Below are 17,140 nucleotides of genomic sequence, written 5' to 3' on the forward strand. Positions count from 1 at the left end.
GGGGCTTAACGCCCCGTGGTTTTTTATTGTGTTGATAGGTCAGAAATTGATGGAAAGCAATAATAAGCTAAAGCGTGGGCTGAGTACCCGGCACATTCGCTTTATGGCATTAGGTTCGGCAATCGGCACCGGCCTGTTTTACGGCTCGGCGGACGCCATCAAAATGGCGGGGCCGAGCGTGCTGTTGGCCTATATTATTGGCGGGGTCGCGGCATATATCATTATGCGCGCATTGGGGGAAATGTCCGTTCACAACCCTGCCGCCAGCTCATTTTCGCGCTATGCGCAGGAAAACCTCGGCCCGCTGGCGGGCTATATCACCGGCTGGACCTACTGTTTTGAGATCCTGATCGTCGCCATTGCCGACGTGACCGCGTTCGGCATATACATGGGCGTCTGGTTCCCCGCCGTGCCGCACTGGATTTGGGTGCTTAGCGTGGTGCTGATCATTTGCGCCATCAACCTGATGAGCGTCAAGGTGTTTGGCGAGCTGGAGTTTTGGTTCTCCTTCTTCAAAGTCGCCACCATTATTATCATGATTGTCGCGGGTATCGGTATCATTGTGTGGGGAATTGGCAACGGCGGGCAGCCCACCGGCATTCATAACCTGTGGAGCAACGGCGGGTTCTTCAGCAATGGCTGGCTGGGAATGATCATGTCGCTGCAAATGGTGATGTTCGCTTACGGCGGGATTGAGATTATCGGTATCACCGCCGGGGAAGCGAAAGACCCGGAGAAATCCATTCCGCGGGCCATTAACTCGGTACCGATGCGTATCCTGGTATTTTATGTCGGCACGTTGTTCGTCATTATGTCTATCTATCCGTGGAATCAGGTCGGCACGGACGGTAGCCCATTTGTGCTGACGTTTCAGCATATGGGGATTACCTTTGCCGCCAGCATTCTGAACTTTGTGGTATTGACTGCCTCGCTTTCCGCTATCAACTCCGATGTGTTTGGCGTAGGCCGTATGCTGCATGGTATGGCGGAGCAGGGGAGCGCGCCGAAAATCTTTGCCAAAACGTCACGCCGTGGTATTCCGTGGGTCACTGTGCTGGTGATGACGATTGCGCTGCTGTTTGCGGTTTATCTGAACTACATCATGCCGGAAAACGTTTTCCTGGTGATTGCCTCCCTGGCGACGTTTGCGACAGTATGGGTGTGGATTATGATCCTGCTGTCGCAAATCGCCTTCCGTCGTCGTTTACCGCCGGAAGAGGTAAAAGCGCTGAAGTTTAAGGTGCCGGGCGGTGTCGTAACGACGATAGTGGGTCTGATTTTCCTGGTCTTCATTATTGCGCTTATCGGCTATCATCCGGATACCCGCATCTCACTGTATGTGGGCTTCGCCTGGATAGTTTTGCTGTTGATTGGCTGGATGTTTAAACGCCGTCGCGACCGTCAGTTGGCGCAGGCGTAGTCGTTTTTCTCTGCCTTATCCGGTCTGCAGGCAACTGTAGGCCGGATAAGCGGAGCCGCTTCTCCTCCTTGCGTCTCCTCCCCTAATAAACCCTCGGATGATGAGTTATCCTTTAAATCCCTGTGGCAAGGTGACCCCATTTTCAGTAGAGGGGATACGAGATGTTGAATGCCTGGCACCTACCGGTTGCCCCATTTGTGAAGCAACATAACGATAAATTAATCATTACGTTGTGGCTGAGCGGAGAAAATCCGCCTTCTCGCGTGACGTTGCGCTCAGAATTCGATAATGAAGAAATCTCGCTGGCGATGCGCAAACAGCGCCGCCAGCCGCAGCCGGGCGTGACGGCGTGGCGAGCGACGCTCGATATCGCGTTAGGGCAGCCCCGTCGCCGTTACAGCTTTAAATTGCTTTGGCATGACCGTCAGCGATGGTTTACGCCGCAGGGATTTAGCCGTTTTCCGCCTGCGCGTCTGGAACAATTTGCGGTTGATGCGCCGGATAGCGGCCCACAGTGGGTCGCCGATCAAATTTTTTATCAGATCTTCCCGGATCGTTTTGCCCGCAGCGAGACGCGTGAAGCAGATCAGGACCGAGTGTATTACCATCATGCCGCGGGGCAGGAGATTGTGCTGCGTGACTGGGACGATCCTTTAACCATCCAGGCGGGCGGTTCCACCTTTTACGGCGGCTGTCTGAATGGCATTTGCGAGAAGCTACCGTATCTGAAAAAACTGGGCGTCACAGCGCTATATCTGAACCCGGTATTTACCGCGCCGAGCGTCCATAAGTATGACACGGAAGATTATCGCCATGTCGATCCGCAATTTGGCGGCGATCGGGCGCTGCTACGCCTGCGGCGTGAAACGCATTCGCAGGGCATGCGACTGGTGCTGGATGGCGTGTTTAACCATAGCGGCGACTCGCACGCGTGGTTTGACAGGCATAACCGCAGCACTGGCGGCGCGTGCCATCATCCGGACTCGCCGTGGCGCGACTGGTACTCCTTTTCGCCACAAGGCGTGGCGCTGGACTGGCTGGGTTATCCGAGCCTGCCGAAACTTGATTATCAATCAGAAACGCTGGTGGATGAGATCTATCGCGGTGAGGACAGTATTGTTCGTCACTGGCTAAAGGCGCCGTGGAATATGGACGGCTGGCGGCTGGATGTCGTACATATGCTGGGCGAGGCGGGTGGGGCGCGCAACAATTTGCAGCATGTCGCCGGCATTACCCGGGCGGCAAAAGAGGCGCAGCCCGAAGCCTATATTGTGGGAGAACATTTCGGCGATGCGCGGCAGTGGCTACAGGCCGACGTGGAAGATGCCGCCATGAATTATCGCGGTTTTACCTTCCCGCTGTGGGGATTTCTCGCCAAAACTGATATCGCTTACGAGCCGCAGCATATCGATGCCCGGACCTGTATCGCGTGGATGGATAACTACCGCGCCGGATTATCGCACCAGCAACAACTGCGCATGTTTAATCAACTCGACAGCCATGATACCGCGCGCTTTAAGACCCTGCTGGGTAAAGACAAGGCGCGCCTGCCGCTGGCAGTGGTCTGGCTGTTTACCTGGCCCGGCGTGCCATGTATCTATTATGGCGATGAAGTCGGCGTAGACGGCGCGAATGATCCGCTGTGCCGCAAACCGTTCCCGTGGGACGAACGCAAGCAGGACGGTAACTTGCTGGCGCTGTACCAGCGTATGGTGAAACTGCGCCAGCGCAGTCTGGCGCTGCGTCGTGGCGGATGCCAGGCGCTGTATGCCGAAGGTGATGTAGTGGTGTTCGTGCGGGTTTATCAGCAGCAGCGGGCGCTGGTGGCGATTAACCGGGGCGAGGCCTGTGAAGTGGCGCTGGAAGCGTCGCCGTTGCTGAACGTGGCCGGATGGCAATGTAAAACGGGAAGCGGTGACATCCGCGAGGGGAGGCTTACTTTACCCGCGATTTCCGCGACGGTATGGATGAATCGTTGAGGCGAAGTGGTTCGTAAAACCTCACGCATAAAAAAGGCTCGCGATAGCGAGCCTTTTATCAATGCACTGACTTACAGGTTGGAAATGTTCTCAGCCAGGTATTTAGCCACGCCGTCCGGAGAGGCGTTCATGCCTTCTTTGCCTTTTTCCCACTGCGCCGGGCAGACATCGCCGTGCTCTTCGTGGAATTGCAGCGCGTCGACCATACGCAGCATTTCGTCAATATTACGACCCAGCGGCAGATCGTTTACAACCTGGTGGCGAACAATACCGTTAGCGTCAATCAGGAAAGAGCCGCGCAGCGCAACGCCTTCATCAGGATGTTCGATACCATAAGCTTTCTGAATTTCACGCTTCACGTCGGCGACCATCGCGTATTTCACCGGGCCAATGCCGCCTTTATCGACAGGGGTGTTACGCCATGCGTTGTGGACGAATTCAGAGTCGAAAGAAACGCCGACCACTTCAACGCCGCGCTTCTGGAATTCTTCATAACGTTTATCAAAGGCGATCAGCTCAGACGGGCAAACAAAAGTGAAGTCCATCGGCCAGAAGAACAGAACGGTCGTTTTACCATTGGTGTGCTGTTTGAAGTTGAATTTATCAACAATCTCACCGCTACCCAGTACCGCTGCAGCGGTGAAATCTGGGGCCTGACGAGTAACCAGTACCATAATAATTCTCCTGCAATATTAAGGGTTTTAGAACGCAACGCGGGCAGTATAGGGAGGGCGAAGCGACAAAACAATGCGGTCTTGACAATCAATGAGACAGCTTTTGCCTATCGATCGGATCATTATAAATCGTAATGATGACCCCTTTATGACAACGGACGATCTTTTTGCCAACGGCGCATCTGACGCGCGCCCTCGCTATCAGGCGGTCAAAGCGCTTTGCGGGCGGCCTGTGCCATCATACGCGGATAAAAATGCCAGAAGCGTTCTTCTAACGCGTCGTAGTGCGCGTCCAGATCGTACCAGGAATCACGCAAAGCATCCAGCCGGGGACGGCGATTCGCCATGCCATTCAGCACGTTTTGAATGAAATCCATATCGCGATAACGCTCTAACCATTTTTCTGACCAAAGATAATCATTCAGGTTGACAAAGCGCGGCGGGGAGTTGGGCAAAATAGTCGCGACCTGCGCATGGGCATAGCCGACAAACGCCTGAAGTGGAAAATCGGGAGAGATTTGCGTCCAGTGGCGCGATAAAAAATGATCCCACATGACGTCCAGCGTAATGGGCGCCACACGCCTCGTTTCATGGCGGAACCACTCTCGCGCCTCACGAACTTCCGGCAGGTTGTCGGTCATGACGTCAATACGCCGATGCATATAAATACCCTCTACGACGTCAGGAGGATAATGCGTTGCCGGGTTTCCCCGGACAAAATCGGCCAGCAGATTACCGGAAAGTGAGCTGTCGGCAAGGTGCGCCAGATGCAGGTGAGCAAGAAAATTCATTATTGATTCTCTGTCCAAAACGCGGGTAACGGTTGCAGCGGGAACGCCCCGGCACTAGACTACCCGCCTCTTATTTTAGTCTGAGTCAGAGTCATGCGCGTTACCGATTTTTCCTTTGAACTACCCGAATCCCTGATTGCCCACTACCCACAGCCGGAGCGCAGTCGCTGCCGTTTGCTGTCATTAGAGGGGCCGACGGGCGCGCTGACGCACGGTACTTTCACCGATCTGCTCGATAAGCTCAACCCTGGCGATTTGCTGGTCTTTAACAATACCCGCGTGATCCCGGCGCGGCTCTTTGGCCGTAAAGCCAGCGGCGGCAAGATTGAGGTGCTGGTCGAGCGTATGCTTGATGATAAACGCATCCTGGCGCATATTCGCGCCTCTAAAGCGCCAAAACCGGGTACGGAACTGCTACTGGGCGATGACGAAAGCATTCACGCGACCATGACCGCGCGTCACGGCGCTCTGTTTGAAGTTGAGTTTAATGACCAGCGTCCGGTGCTGGATATTCTCAACGCCATCGGCCATATGCCGCTGCCGCCGTATATCGACCGTCCGGACGAAGACGCCGACCGCGAACTGTACCAGACGGTCTACAGTGAAAAACCGGGCGCTGTTGCCGCGCCGACTGCCGGGCTGCACTTTGATGAGCCACTGCTGGCGGCGCTTCGGGAAAAAGGTATCGAAATGGCGTTTGTCACGCTACACGTAGGAGCGGGCACTTTCCAGCCGGTGCGTGTCGATACAATCGAAGATCACATCATGCATTCCGAATATGCGGAAGTGCCGCAGGAGGTGGTCGACGCGGTGCTGGCGGCAAAAGCGCGCGGCAAGCGGGTTATCGCCGTGGGCACGACCTCGGTACGCTCACTGGAGAGCGCGGCGCAGGCGGCAAAAAGCGATTTGATAGAGCCGTTCTTTGGCGATACGCAAATCTTTATTTATCCAGGTTATCAATACAAAGTGATTGATGCGCTGGTCACCAACTTCCACCTGCCGGAATCTACGTTGATTATGCTGGTTTCCGCGTTTGCCGGTTATGAGCACACCATGAATGCTTATAAGGCTGCGGTGGAACAAAAATATCGCTTTTTTAGCTACGGGGACGCGATGTTTATCACGTACAATCCGCAGGCTATTTTTGAGCGTCCGTAAGAAGGCTATCTCACTTGCCATTTTGACGCCGGGCAGTGCTCGCCATCCTCACGTACTGCGTGTACGCTCCGGTGGCTGTGTGCTGGCCGACCCCAAACTGGCTGCGCCGATGACGCCTTCGGGAATTTATTAGCTATGGAATAATTCCGTAGCGAGTCGTTAAACGTCAGACTGTTTTTCTGACGCAGGAGTGATAATGAAATTTGAGTTAGATACCACCGATGGTCGCGCGCGTCGCGGTCGTCTGGTGTTTGATCGTGGCGTAGTGGAAACGCCTGCTTTTATGCCCGTTGGGACTTACGGTACGGTAAAAGGCATGACGCCGGAAGAAGTGGAAGCGACCGGCGCGCAAATCATTCTCGGTAATACTTTCCACCTGTGGCTGCGTCCGGGTCAGGAGATCATGAAGCTGCATGGCGATCTGCACGATTTTATGCAGTGGAAAGGGCCGATCCTCACCGATTCCGGCGGCTTCCAGGTCTTCAGCCTTGGAGATATTCGTAAGATTACCGAGCAGGGCGTACATTTCCGTAACCCGATCAACGGCGATCCGATTTTCCTCGATCCGGAAAAGTCGATGGAGATCCAGTACGATCTCGGTTCCGATATCGTGATGATCTTTGATGAATGTACGCCGTACCCGGCAGACTGGGACTATGCTAAACGCTCGATGGAGATGTCGTTGCGTTGGGCGAAGCGTAGTCGCGACCGTTTTGATAGCCTTGGCAATAAAAATGCGCTTTTTGGCATCATTCAGGGCAGCGTTTACGAAGATTTACGCGATATCTCGGTGAAAGGTCTGGTAGAGATTGGCTTTGATGGCTACGCTGTCGGCGGTTTGGCTGTCGGTGAGCCGAAAGAAGATATGCACCGCATTCTGGAGCACGTCTGTCCGCAGATCCCGGCTGACAAACCGCGTTACCTGATGGGCGTTGGTAAACCGGAAGATTTGGTGGAAGGCGTGCGTCGCGGTATTGATATGTTTGACTGTGTCATGCCAACGCGAAATGCCCGTAATGGTCATCTGTTTGTGACCGACGGCGTGGTGAAGATTCGTAATGCGAAGCATAAAAGCGACACCAGCCCGCTTGACGCCGAGTGCGATTGCTACACCTGTCGCAATTATTCACGCGCTTACTTGCATCATCTTGACCGTTGCAACGAAATATTAGGCGCGCGTCTCAATACCATTCATAACTTGCGTTACTACCAGCGTTTGATGGCGGGTTTACGCAAGGCTATTGAAGAGGGTAAATTAGAGAGCTTCGTAACCGAGTTTTACCAACGTCAGGGGCGACCCGTTCCACCTTTGAACGTTGATTAATTTTAATAATGAGGGAATTTGAATGAGCTTTTTTATTTCTGATGCGGTAGCGGCAACAGGTGCTCCGGCGCAGGGCAGCCCGATGTCTCTGATTTTAATGCTGGTGGTGTTTGGTCTGATTTTCTATTTCATGATCCTGCGCCCGCAGCAGAAGCGCACCAAAGAGCACAAAAAGCTGATGGACTCCATTGCGAAAGGTGATGAAGTTCTGACGAATGGCGGTCTGGTCGGTCGAGTGACTAAAGTAGCGGAAGCTGGCTACATTGCCATCGCGCTGAATGACACCACGGAAGTGGTTATCAAACGTGACTTCGTAGCTGCCGTTCTGCCGAAAGGCACCATGAAGGCGCTGTAATATTTCCGTTTTCCCAAAGGGAACTGCCGTGTTAAACCGTTATCCTTTGTGGAAGTACATTATGCTGGTCGTCGTGATTGTCGTCGGCCTGCTTTACGCACTTCCCAACCTGTATGGTGAGGATCCGGCTGTTCAAATCACTGGCGTGCGCGGCGTCGCCGCCAGTGAGCAAACGCTGATCCAGGTCCAGAAAACGTTACAAGAAGAAAAAATTCCCGCTAAGTCTGTGGCACTGGAAGAGGGCGCTATTCTTGCGCGCTTCGACACCACCGATACCCAGCTACGCGCCCGCGAAGCGCTGATGAGCGTGCTGGGGGATAAATATGTCGTGGCGCTTAACCTTGCGCCGGCTACGCCGCGCTGGTTGGCGGCTATTCACGCCGATCCGATGAAGCTTGGTCTTGACCTGCGCGGCGGCGTTCACTTCCTGATGGAAGTGGATATGGATACCGCGTTGGGTAAACTCCAGGAACAAAATATCGATAGCCTGCGCAGCGATCTGCGTGAAAAAGGCATTCCTTATACCACTGTTCGTAAAGAAGATAATTATGGGCTGAGCATCACGTTCCGTGACAGCAAAGCGCGTGATGAGGCGATTGCCTATCTGACGCCGCGTCATCGTGACCTGGTGATTTCCAGCCAGAGCGACAATCAGCTTCGCGCGGTAATGACCGATGCGCGTCTGAGCGAAGCGCGCGAATACGCCGTTCAGCAGAACATTAATATTCTGCGTAACCGTGTTAACCAACTGGGCGTCGCGGAGCCTGTCGTACAACGTCAGGGCGCGGACCGTATTGTGGTTGAGCTGCCGGGCATTCAGGATACCGCCCGTGCGAAAGAAATTCTGGGCGCGACAGCAACGCTGGAATTCCGTCTGGTGAATACCAACGTTGACCAGGCCGCCGCCGCCGCCGGGCGCGTACCGGGTGATTCCGAAGTGAAGCAGACCCGCGAAGGTCAGCCGGTTGTATTGTACAAACGCGTGATCCTCACCGGCGACCATATCACCGACTCTACGTCCAGCCAGGATGAGTACAACCAGCCGCAGGTTAACATCTCGCTGGATAGCGCAGGCGGCAATATCATGTCTAACTTCACTAAGGACAACATCGGCAAACCGATGGCGACCCTGTTTGTGGAGTATAAAGACAGCGGTAAGAAAGATGCTAACGGTCGCGCCGTACTGGTGAAACAGGAAGAGGTGATTAACATCGCCAACATCCAGTCTCGCCTGGGTAACAGCTTCCGTATTACCGGCATTAGCAATCCAAACGAAGCGCGCCAGCTCTCGCTGTTGCTGCGCGCGGGCGCCCTGATTGCGCCGATTCAGATCGTTGAAGAGCGCACCATTGGCCCGACCCTGGGTATGCAGAACATTAAACAAGGTCTGGAAGCGTGTCTGGCCGGTCTGGTGGTCTCCATTCTGTTCATGATCTTCTTCTATAAGAAGTTTGGTCTGATTGCGACCAGCGCGTTAGTGGCTAACCTGGTGTTGATTGTCGGTATCATGTCGCTGTTGCCGGGAGCAACGCTCAGTATGCCGGGGATTGCGGGTATCGTGTTAACCCTTGCGGTCGCGGTTGACGCCAACGTTCTGATTAATGAACGTATCAAAGAAGAGTTGAGTAATGGCCGCACGGTACAGCAGGCGATCAACGAAGGCTATGCCGGCGCGTTCAGTTCCATCTTCGATGCGAACATCACGACGCTGATTAAAGTCATCATTCTGTATGCCGTCGGTACCGGGGCAATTAAAGGGTTCGCGATTACGACTGGTATCGGTGTGGCGACGTCGATGTTCACCGCGATTATCGGTACGCGTGCTATCGTAAACCTGCTATATGGCGGCAAGCGCGTCACTAAGCTGTCAATCTGAGGAGTGCGATGTGGCACAGGAATACACTGTTGAACAACTAAACCACGGCCGTAAAGTCTATGACTTTATGCGCTGGGACTACTGGGCATTCGGCATCTCCGGACTGTTGCTGATCGCGGCTATTGTCATTATGGGCGTGCGCGGGTTTAACTGGGGGCTGGATTTCACCGGTGGCACGGTGATTGAAATCACGCTGGAAAAACCGGCTGAAATGGACGTGATGCGTGAAGCGCTGCAAAAAGCAGGCTTCGAAGAGCCGCAGTTGCAGAACTTTGGCAGCAGCCACGACATTATGGTGCGTATGCCGCCAACCGAAGGCGAAACCGGCGGTCAGGTACTGGGCAGCAAAGTAGTGACGATCATTAATGAAGCCACCAACCAGAATGCGGCCGTGAAGCGTATTGAATTCGTGGGGCCAAGCGTGGGCGCCGATCTGGCGCAAACCGGCGCCATGGCGCTGCTGGTGGCGTTGATCTCTATCCTCGTTTATGTCGGTTTCCGCTTTGAGTGGCGACTGGCGGCAGGGGTGGTTATCGCGCTGGCGCATGACGTGATCATTACGCTGGGAATACTGTCGCTTTTCCATATCGAGATTGACCTGACCATTGTGGCATCGTTGATGTCGGTGATCGGTTACTCGCTGAACGATAGTATCGTGGTCTCTGACCGTATTCGTGAAAACTTCCGCAAAATCCGTCGCGGAACGCCTTACGAAATCTTTAACGTGTCGCTAACCCAGACGTTACACCGTACGTTGATTACCTCCGGTACGACGTTAGTGGTGATTCTGATGCTGTACCTCTTCGGTGGTCCGGTACTGGAAGGCTTCTCGTTGACAATGCTGATCGGCGTTTCTATCGGTACGGCATCTTCTATCTATGTCGCATCGGCGCTGGCGCTGAAACTCGGTATGAAGCGCGAGCATATGCTGCAGCAGAAAGTCGAAAAAGAAGGGGCGGATCAGCCGTCTATTCTGCCGTAAACAGGCTTTGATGCCACACTCTACATCCCGGTCAGAATGACCGGGATTTTTTCTATATGCCTCCAGCACGAAAAGATGACGTAACTGTCTCTTCGTTTCGGGGATTGCCAAAAACCCGGCTTCGCGGGAAACTGCGTATAACCCTTTCTATTATCCAGGTATCTGACATGGCGATTATCCCTAGAAATTATGCGCGGCTGGAAAGCGGCTATCGTGAAAAGGCGTTGAAACTGTTCCCGTGGGTGTGTGGACGTTGTTCCCGTGAGTTTGTGTATTCAAATCTGCGTGAATTAACGGTGCATCATATCGATCACGACCATACCAATAATCCGGAAGACGGCAGTAACTGGGAACTGCTGTGCCTCTACTGCCACGATCATGAACATTCCAAATATACCGAAGCCGATCAGTACGGTTCGACGGTCATTGCCGGGGAAGATGCGCAAAAAGATGTCGGTGAGGCGACCTGGAACCCGTTTGCCGATCTGAAGGCGATGATGAATAAGAAGAAGTGAGAACAAAGATGCCGGAGCGCAGTCTGTCCGGCATGTTATGGTTAATACGCCGGAGATTTCCGGCGTATTACGCGAATCAGAAGTTGTAACCCACGACCAGGTAGCCGCCCCAGCCGGTAGATTTCGCGCTGAAATCGCCGTCGCCCCAGTTCAGTTTTGCGCCATTCTGCCACTGTCCGCCGTTATGGAAGTAACGCGCGACGACCGAGTAATGCCAGTGATCGTAGTTCAGCGCCAGGATATGGCTGGAAGCGATCGAGTTGCTGGTACGGTTCGGATCGTCGCCTAAATCAGATCCCCAGTCAAAGTTGGTAAAGCCGATATAGCTCAGTTTACCGCCCCACAGATCGGTGATGGGGACGAAGTATTTCACTTTGAAACGGTAGCCGTCCCATTCGTTTTCATTGGAAGCGCCGTAGTTTTGCCACTGATATTTTGCATACACGTTCAGCGACAGGCCCATCGGCAGACCGGTGTCGATATCGGTCCCCAGCCCCATATACCACGTGCTCTGACGACCGGCTTTGTTATCGCCCATATCGTAGATGTAGTTGTTGGCGAAATACCACTCTTTAAACGGGCCGAAACCCAGGTTGACGCCGGTCAGTTTATCAATCGAGAAACGCGGTTCGATCTCCATGAACATCGGGGAGCCGTCATCCCATGCGCCTTTATCGTTGCCGTTGCCCCAATCGAAGGTTTTGGGAATATCGATATAGCCGTAGAAATCAAACCAGTCTTTTTTGGCAAAAGCTTCATATTCCAGATAGACGTCGTTGTTCAGCTTCGGCGAGAAGCGGGTATGGTAGCTGCCTACTACGTTTACGCTCTGATGCCACCAGTCGGAAAGATACTGCGGCTGATCGTTTTCTGCTGCGTTAACAGTAAAAGATGAGGTGAGCGCCAGCGCTGCGCTGGCTGCGAGTAAAGTTTTTTTCATATGTATGCCACTGTTTGAAATCCCTTACGGGAGTGAAAAAAGCGCAATTTGCGTTTCTAAATATTTCGTGTTTCTGCGGACCCTATTATAAAAATCATTGCTCACAAAAATATGTCTTGTTTCACATATCTATCATTTACGTAATCGATTGCGTTCACGTTTGCGCATTTTAGGCGCGATAAGGGTAGTGGCTTTCATAAATATTTACAATACGTGCTATAAATGCCGAAAATGTCAGAAGGACAACAAAAGAGCGTGAAGCGTGTTGCGGAACGCACAAAACGCTCCGCCAGAACGTTTATTGATTAACAGGCTGAATGTCATGGATGCGAATAAAACCTAACCGCGCCGGTGTGATTCCCTTCAACTGTAACGGAATATTGACATCACTGGGCGCCAGCAAGCTGGCAGGCGCATTTACCAGAAGGCTCTGCGCATTCACCTCTTGATAGTTCTCCGTAGTGCCCTGAATCTGCCCATACTCTACGGTAGCGCTGAATGCCGGAAGCGGATCGTGGGACTCGCCCTGAATGCGTAACGTTGCCAGGGCACCGTCAGTGACAGGCGTAACTTCCAGCAATGTCATACGTAGCGTACCGATCTGACTCTCCAGCCGGGCAGGCGTATTGGCGCCAGGCAACAGATAGACGCCGCGGGTTGAATCTGCATTCAGCTTATTTTGTTGGGTAATTTTTACCGTTTCCTGATTCAGTTGGTTCATCTCTTTATTCAGAGTGCTAATGCTTTGATGCATCTGGCGAACCTCGCTCTGCGGCGCGCAGGCGGTCAGGCTCAAGAGACTTCCCACCAGGAGAACTCTTAGGTAACGTCTTGTCATGTCGATCATTTCCTTCATGGTCCGATAGCGTAATGGTAGTGTGCTATACGAACAAAGGCACCGATCCTTTATCTCAAAAGCGCTCTGCCTTTGTTGTCGCGCCAGTTCAGGGTAAAATAGCGTTTTCTAAGTCACCTGGTCAGGACGCCGTATGCATTGCCCATTTTGTTTCGCCGTAGATACCAAAGTCATTGACTCTCGTCTTGTAGGCGAGGGCTCGTCCGTACGCCGCCGTCGGCAGTGCCTGGTTTGTAATGAACGCTTTACGACCTTTGAAGTGGCTGAACTGGTCATGCCGCGCGTGATAAAAAGTAACGATGTGCGCGAACCCTTTAATGAGGATAAGCTGCGCAGCGGCATGTTGAGAGCGCTGGAAAAAAGGCCCGTCAGCGCGGATGATGTTGAAATGGCGTTGAACCATATTAAGTCACAATTACGCGCCACTGGGGAGCGTGAAGTTCCCAGCAAGATGATTGGCAATCTGGTCATGGAGCAGCTGAAAAAACTCGATAAAGTCGCGTATATTCGCTTTGCCTCCGTCTATCGCAGTTTCGAAGATATCAAAGACTTTGGCGAAGAAATCGCTCGCCTACAGGACTAAGCCATGCAGGATGAGTTTTACATGGCGCGAGCGCTAAAACTGGCGCAGCGTGGACGTTTCACCACTCACCCGAACCCTAATGTCGGCTGCGTCATTGTTAACAATGGCGACATCGTCGGCGAAGGTTATCACCAGCGCGCCGGAGAGCCGCACGCCGAGGTACATGCGCTGCGGATGGCGGGCGCAAAAGCCAAAGGCGCAACCGCCTATGTCACGCTTGAACCCTGTAGCCATCACGGACGAACGCCGCCATGCTGCGATGCGCTGATTGCGGCCGGCGTCGCGCGCGTTGTCGCCGCGATGCAGGACCCGAACCCACAGGTCGCCGGACGCGGGCTGTATCGCCTGCAACAGGCGGGTATTGCGGTCAGCCACGGTTTAATGATGAGTGAAGCGGAGGCGCTCAATAAAGGCTTCCTCAAGCGGATGCGTACCGGATTCCCTTATCTTCAGCTTAAACTGGGCGCCTCCGTGGACGGACGGACGGCGATGGCCAGCGGCGAGAGCCAGTGGATCACCTCGCCGCAGGCCCGGCGTGATGTTCAGCGCTTGCGTGCGCAAAGCCACGCTATCTTAACCAGTAGCGCGACGGTATTGGCTGACGATCCGGCCTTGACGGTGCGTTGGGCGGAGTTAGACGCATCTACGCAGGCTTCTTACCCACAGGAAAATCTGCGCCAGCCGGTGCGAATTGTTATCGACAGCCAAAACCGGGTAACGCCTGCGCATCGTATTGTGCAACAACCTGGCGAAACGTGGATTGCGCGTACCCAGGAAGATAGCCGCGCGTGGCCCGATTCGGTTCGTACTATCAGCGTGCCGGTGCACAACGGACATTTGGATCTGGTTGTGTTGATGATGCAGTTAGGCAGGCAGCAGATTAATAGTATTTGGGTTGAAGCCGGACCGGGGCTGGCGGGCGCGTTGTTGCAAGCCGGGCTGGTGGATGAACTGATTGTCTATGTCGCGCCTAAATTGTTGGGAACCCAGGCGCGGGGATTATGTGAATTACCGGGGCTTGAGAAGCTCGCCGACGCGCCGCAATTTACCTTCAGCGAAATACGTCATGTCGGCCCGGATGTTTGCCTGCATATGGTGAGCGCATGAGTTCTCCCGTCGAAAGGGGAGCAGCGCTCAAATTATTATGATAAAATCCGCCCCCCTGCGGGGCCAAATGAACCCTGGAAGAGAGAATATGAACATTATTAAAGCTAACGTTGCAGCCCCTGACGCTCGCGTCGCCATCACTATTGCGCGTTTCAATCAGTTTATCAACGACAGCCTGCTGGATGGCGCGGTTGATGCCCTGACGCGTATTGGTCAGGTAAAAGATGATAATATTACCGTAGTGTGGGTGCCAGGCGCTTATGAACTGCCGCTGGCGACCGATGCGCTGGCGAAAAGCGGTAAATATGACGCCGTGGTTGCGCTGGGAACCGTGATTCGCGGGGGGACTGCGCACTTTGAATATGTGGCAGGCGGCGCCAGCAATGGCCTGGCAAACGTTGCCCAGGAGAGCGGCGTGCCGGTAGCTTTTGGTGTTCTGACCACCGAGAGTATTGAACAAGCCATCGAACGTGCTGGTACAAAAGCCGGTAATAAAGGCGCAGAAGCTGCGCTGACCGCGCTTGAAATGATTAATGTATTGAAAGCCATTAAGGCCTGATTTTTTGTAAGGGGAATTCCGTGAAACCTGCTGCTCGTCGCCGCGCCCGTGAGTGTGCCGTCCAGGCGCTTTACTCCTGGCAGTTGTCCCAGAACGACATCGCTGATGTTGAATACCAGTTCCTGGCGGAACAGGACGTAAAAGACGTCGACGTTCTCTATTTCCGTGAACTGCTATCCGGGGTGGCGACTAACAGCGCGTACCTGGATGGTTTAATGAAACCGTATCTGTCCCGCCTGCTTGAAGAGCTGGGACAGGTTGAAAAAGCCGTGTTGCGTATTGCGCTGTTTGAGCTGTCAAAACGCAGCGATGTGCCTTATAAAGTGGCCATCAACGAAGCGATTGAACTGGCGAAAACCTTTGGCGCTGAAGACAGCCACAAATTTGTCAACGGCGTGCTGGATAAAGCAGCTCCTGTGATTCGTCCCAACAAAAAGTGATTCACAGGCCGGAAAGATAGCGGGCGATCGATACCCGTCGTCTCCGGCCTTTTCTTTTTTTCTGCTGAGGCATAACGTATGGCATGTGGCGAGTTTTCCCTGATTGCCCGTTATTTTGACCGTGTAAGAAGCTCTCGTCTTGATGTTGAAACCGGTATTGGCGACGATTGCGCGCTCCTGAATATTCCTGAAAAGCAGACCCTGGCGATCAGTACCGATACGCTGGTGGCGGGCAACCACTTCCTCCCTGATATCGATCCTGCCGATCTGGCTTATAAAGCGTTGGCGGTGAATTTAAGCGATCTGGCCGCGATGGGGGCCGACCCGGCCTGGTTAACTCTGGCGTTAACATTGCCGGAAGTGGATGAGCCGTGGCTGGAGGCTTTTAGCGACAGTCTGTTTGAGCTATTGAATTACTACGATATGCAGCTCATTGGCGGCGACACCACGCGTGGACCGCTGTCGATGACGCTGGGTATCCACGGTTATATCCCGGCAGGGCGCGCGCTCAAGCGATCTGGCGCGAAGCCAGGTGACTGGATTTATATCACCGGTACGCCGGGCGACAGCGCTGCCGGGCTGGCGGTTTTGCAAAACCGGCTCCAGGTATCGGAGGAGACAGACGCTCACTATTTTATTAAACGTCATTTACGCCCGACGCCGCGTATTTTACACGGCCAGGCGCTGCGTGATATCGCCAGCGCGGCTATCGATCTTTCCGACGGCCTGATTTCCGATCTGGGGCATATCGTCAAGGCCAGCGGTTGTGGGGCAAGAGTAGATGTTGATGCGCTCCCCAAATCCGACGCGATGATGCGCCATGTTGATGCCGGGCAGGCGCTGCGCTGGGCGCTTTCTGGCGGCGAAGACTATGAGCTGTGTTTTACTGTGCCGGAACTGAACCGCGGCGCGCTGGATGTCGCCATCGGTCAACTGGGTGTTCCCTTTACCTGCATAGGTCAAATGAGCGCAGATATTGAAGGGATGAATTTTGTACATGACGGAATGCCTGTCACCTTCGACTGGAAAGGATATGACCATTTTGCCACGCCATAAAGATGTTGCGAAAAGCCGCCTGAATTTGCGCAATCCGTGGCATCTGCTCGCTACCGGCTTTGGCAGCGGACTGAGCCCCGTGGTGCCGGGCACGATGGGCTCGCTGGCGGCGATCCCCTTCTGGTATCTGATGACGTTTCTGCCGTGGCAGCTTTATTCGCTGGTCGTGATGTTTGGGATCTGTATTGGCGTTTATCTTTGCCATCAGACGGCAAAAGATATGGGCGTACACGACCACGGCAGTATTGTCTGGGATGAATTTATCGGTATGTGGATAACGCTAATGGCGTTGCCGACGACGGACTGGCAGTGGGTGGCTGCCGGGTTCGTTATTTTCCGCATTCTGGATATGTGGAAACCCTGGCCGATCCGTTGGTTTGATCGCAACGTGCACGGCGGTATGGGGATTATGATCGATGATATCGTCGCCGGCGTGATATCCGCCGGCATACTGTATTTTATCGGTCATCACTGGCCGCTCGGTATCATTTAAAGGGGTTGTCGGATGGCGGCGTAAACGCCTTA

18 protein-coding genes are annotated in these 17,140 nt (G+C 53.8%); 14 read left to right on the forward strand and 4 right to left on the reverse strand.

The features are described 5' to 3' along the window. Nucleotides 1-49 precede the first annotated feature (49 nt). Nucleotides 50-1,420: a proline-specific permease ProY gene (gene proY, locus F4V72_RS11850; RefSeq protein WP_023246145.1), complete on the forward strand. Its 1,371-nt coding sequence runs from the start codon at nucleotides 50-52 to the stop codon at nucleotides 1,418-1,420. A 161-nt stretch (nucleotides 1,421-1,581) separates the two neighbouring features. Beyond that, nucleotides 1,582-3,399, forward strand: coding sequence for a maltodextrin glucosidase (gene malZ / locus F4V72_RS11855; protein WP_114048631.1), 1,818 nt, complete (start codon nucleotides 1,582-1,584; stop codon nucleotides 3,397-3,399). 71 nt (nucleotides 3,400-3,470) lie between these two features. Here the strand turns inward: malZ and F4V72_RS11865 are convergent, their stop codons facing one another. Both F4V72_RS11865 and acpH read right to left on the reverse strand, forming a co-directional pair. Beyond that, nucleotides 3,471-4,073, reverse strand: a complete 603-nt coding sequence (locus F4V72_RS11865; protein ID WP_000244730.1) for a peroxiredoxin — start codon at nucleotides 4,071-4,073, stop codon at nucleotides 3,471-3,473. A 209-nt stretch (nucleotides 4,074-4,282) separates the two neighbouring features. Beyond that, nucleotides 4,283-4,864, reverse strand: a complete 582-nt coding sequence (acpH, locus tag F4V72_RS11870; protein WP_001009859.1) for an ACP phosphodiesterase — start codon at nucleotides 4,862-4,864, stop codon at nucleotides 4,283-4,285. Between the two features lie 93 nt (nucleotides 4,865-4,957). Between acpH and queA the strand changes: the two genes are divergently transcribed. The 6 genes from queA (at nucleotide 4,958) to yajD (ending at nucleotide 11,074) form a co-directional block, all read left to right on the forward strand. Continuing rightward, complete coding sequence (gene queA, locus F4V72_RS11875) at nucleotides 4,958-6,022, forward strand: tRNA preQ1(34) S-adenosylmethionine ribosyltransferase-isomerase QueA (protein WP_053508575.1); 1,065 nt, start codon at nucleotides 4,958-4,960, stop codon at nucleotides 6,020-6,022. A gap of 196 nt (nucleotides 6,023-6,218) precedes the next feature. Beyond that, nucleotides 6,219-7,346, forward strand: coding sequence for a tRNA guanosine(34) transglycosylase Tgt (gene tgt / locus F4V72_RS11880; protein ID WP_000667308.1), 1,128 nt, complete (start codon nucleotides 6,219-6,221; stop codon nucleotides 7,344-7,346). A 22-nt stretch (nucleotides 7,347-7,368) separates the two neighbouring features. Continuing rightward, nucleotides 7,369-7,701: a preprotein translocase subunit YajC gene (gene yajC / locus F4V72_RS11885; protein ID WP_000007628.1), complete on the forward strand. Its 333-nt coding sequence runs from the start codon at nucleotides 7,369-7,371 to the stop codon at nucleotides 7,699-7,701. A gap of 28 nt (nucleotides 7,702-7,729) precedes the next feature. Next, nucleotides 7,730-9,577: a protein translocase subunit SecD gene (secD, locus tag F4V72_RS11890; RefSeq protein WP_150342455.1), complete on the forward strand. Its 1,848-nt coding sequence runs from the start codon at nucleotides 7,730-7,732 to the stop codon at nucleotides 9,575-9,577. A 10-nt stretch (nucleotides 9,578-9,587) separates the two neighbouring features. Then, nucleotides 9,588-10,559 (forward strand): protein translocase subunit SecF, encoded by a 972-nt coding sequence (secF, locus tag F4V72_RS11895; protein WP_000046648.1) that lies wholly within the window; start codon nucleotides 9,588-9,590, stop codon nucleotides 10,557-10,559. A gap of 167 nt (nucleotides 10,560-10,726) precedes the next feature. Continuing rightward, the gene (yajD, locus tag F4V72_RS11900) at nucleotides 10,727-11,074 is read left to right on the forward strand and encodes an HNH nuclease YajD (RefSeq protein WP_023246149.1); all 348 of its coding nucleotides are present in this window, start codon (nucleotides 10,727-10,729) and stop codon (nucleotides 11,072-11,074) included. Nucleotides 11,075-11,150: 76 nt separating this feature from the next. On the opposite strand, the gene F4V72_RS11905 is transcribed toward yajD, so the two are convergent. Then, nucleotides 11,151-12,014, reverse strand: a complete 864-nt coding sequence (locus F4V72_RS11905; protein ID WP_023246150.1) for a nucleoside-specific channel-forming protein Tsx — start codon at nucleotides 12,012-12,014, stop codon at nucleotides 11,151-11,153. 298 nt (nucleotides 12,015-12,312) lie between these two features. Beyond that, nucleotides 12,313-12,852, reverse strand: coding sequence for a DUF3251 domain-containing protein (locus tag F4V72_RS11910; RefSeq protein WP_063390199.1), 540 nt, complete (start codon nucleotides 12,850-12,852; stop codon nucleotides 12,313-12,315). Nucleotides 12,853-13,003: 151 nt separating this feature from the next. Between F4V72_RS11910 and nrdR the strand changes: the two genes are divergently transcribed. From nrdR to pgpA, 6 genes are all read left to right on the forward strand, one after another. After that, nucleotides 13,004-13,453 carry a transcriptional regulator NrdR gene (nrdR, locus tag F4V72_RS11915; RefSeq protein ID WP_000543533.1) on the forward strand — a complete coding sequence of 150 codons (450 nt, stop codon included), beginning with the start codon at nucleotides 13,004-13,006 and terminating at the stop codon, nucleotides 13,451-13,453. Between the two features lie 3 nt (nucleotides 13,454-13,456). Further along, nucleotides 13,457-14,560 carry a bifunctional diaminohydroxyphosphoribosylaminopyrimidine deaminase/5-amino-6-(5-phosphoribosylamino)uracil reductase RibD gene (gene ribD / locus F4V72_RS11920; protein WP_023246152.1) on the forward strand — a complete coding sequence of 368 codons (1,104 nt, stop codon included), beginning with the start codon at nucleotides 13,457-13,459 and terminating at the stop codon, nucleotides 14,558-14,560. Nucleotides 14,561-14,648: 88 nt separating this feature from the next. Further along, the gene (gene ribH, locus F4V72_RS11925; protein ID WP_053529234.1) at nucleotides 14,649-15,119 is read left to right on the forward strand and encodes a 6,7-dimethyl-8-ribityllumazine synthase; all 471 of its coding nucleotides are present in this window, start codon (nucleotides 14,649-14,651) and stop codon (nucleotides 15,117-15,119) included. Nucleotides 15,120-15,139: 20 nt separating this feature from the next. Then, a complete protein-coding gene (nusB, locus tag F4V72_RS11930) occupies nucleotides 15,140-15,559 on the forward strand; it encodes a transcription antitermination factor NusB (RefSeq protein WP_000801129.1) in 420 nt (139 codons plus the stop codon). 78 nt (nucleotides 15,560-15,637) lie between these two features. Then, on the forward strand, nucleotides 15,638-16,615 hold the full coding sequence (gene thiL, locus F4V72_RS11935; RefSeq protein WP_136058432.1) for a thiamine-phosphate kinase: 978 nt from the start codon (nucleotides 15,638-15,640) through the stop codon (nucleotides 16,613-16,615). Continuing rightward, nucleotides 16,593-17,108, forward strand: coding sequence for a phosphatidylglycerophosphatase A (gene pgpA, locus F4V72_RS11940; protein WP_000154063.1), 516 nt, complete (start codon nucleotides 16,593-16,595; stop codon nucleotides 17,106-17,108). The genes thiL and pgpA overlap by 23 nt, the downstream gene beginning before the upstream one ends. Nucleotides 17,109-17,140 lie beyond the last annotated feature (32 nt).

It is taken from the genome of Salmonella enterica subsp. diarizonae, from assembly GCF_008692785.1.
Classification (GTDB): Bacteria; Pseudomonadota; Gammaproteobacteria; order Enterobacterales; family Enterobacteriaceae; genus Salmonella; species Salmonella diarizonae.

What these genes read in the sequence shown, in the direction of transcription:
- yajC (WP_000007628.1), top strand. Translation starts at nt 7,369, where the DNA reads ATGAGCTTTTTTATTTCTGATGCGGTAGCGGCAACAGGTGCTCCGGCG.
- tgt (WP_000667308.1), top strand. Translation starts at nt 6,219, where the DNA reads ATGAAATTTGAGTTAGATACCACCGATGGTCGCGCGCGTCGCGGTCGT.
- nrdR (WP_000543533.1), top strand. Translation starts at nt 13,004, where the DNA reads ATGCATTGCCCATTTTGTTTCGCCGTAGATACCAAAGTCATTGACTCT.
- F4V72_RS11910 (WP_063390199.1), bottom strand. Translation starts at nt 12,852, where the DNA reads ATGACAAGACGTTACCTAAGAGTTCTCCTGGTGGGAAGTCTCTTGAGC.
- pgpA (WP_000154063.1), top strand. Translation starts at nt 16,593, where the DNA reads ATGACCATTTTGCCACGCCATAAAGATGTTGCGAAAAGCCGCCTGAAT.
- malZ (WP_114048631.1), top strand. Translation starts at nt 1,582, where the DNA reads ATGTTGAATGCCTGGCACCTACCGGTTGCCCCATTTGTGAAGCAACAT.
- ribH (WP_053529234.1), top strand. Translation starts at nt 14,649, where the DNA reads ATGAACATTATTAAAGCTAACGTTGCAGCCCCTGACGCTCGCGTCGCC.
- F4V72_RS11905 (WP_023246150.1), bottom strand. Translation starts at nt 12,014, where the DNA reads ATGAAAAAAACTTTACTCGCAGCCAGCGCAGCGCTGGCGCTCACCTCA.
- thiL (WP_136058432.1), top strand. Translation starts at nt 15,638, where the DNA reads ATGGCATGTGGCGAGTTTTCCCTGATTGCCCGTTATTTTGACCGTGTA.
- yajD (WP_023246149.1), top strand. Translation starts at nt 10,727, where the DNA reads ATGGCGATTATCCCTAGAAATTATGCGCGGCTGGAAAGCGGCTATCGT.
- proY (WP_023246145.1), top strand. Translation starts at nt 50, where the DNA reads ATGGAAAGCAATAATAAGCTAAAGCGTGGGCTGAGTACCCGGCACATT.
- F4V72_RS11865 (WP_000244730.1), bottom strand. Translation starts at nt 4,073, where the DNA reads ATGGTACTGGTTACTCGTCAGGCCCCAGATTTCACCGCTGCAGCGGTA.
- ribD (WP_023246152.1), top strand. Translation starts at nt 13,457, where the DNA reads ATGCAGGATGAGTTTTACATGGCGCGAGCGCTAAAACTGGCGCAGCGT.
- queA (WP_053508575.1), top strand. Translation starts at nt 4,958, where the DNA reads ATGCGCGTTACCGATTTTTCCTTTGAACTACCCGAATCCCTGATTGCC.
- acpH (WP_001009859.1), bottom strand. Translation starts at nt 4,864, where the DNA reads ATGAATTTTCTTGCTCACCTGCATCTGGCGCACCTTGCCGACAGCTCA.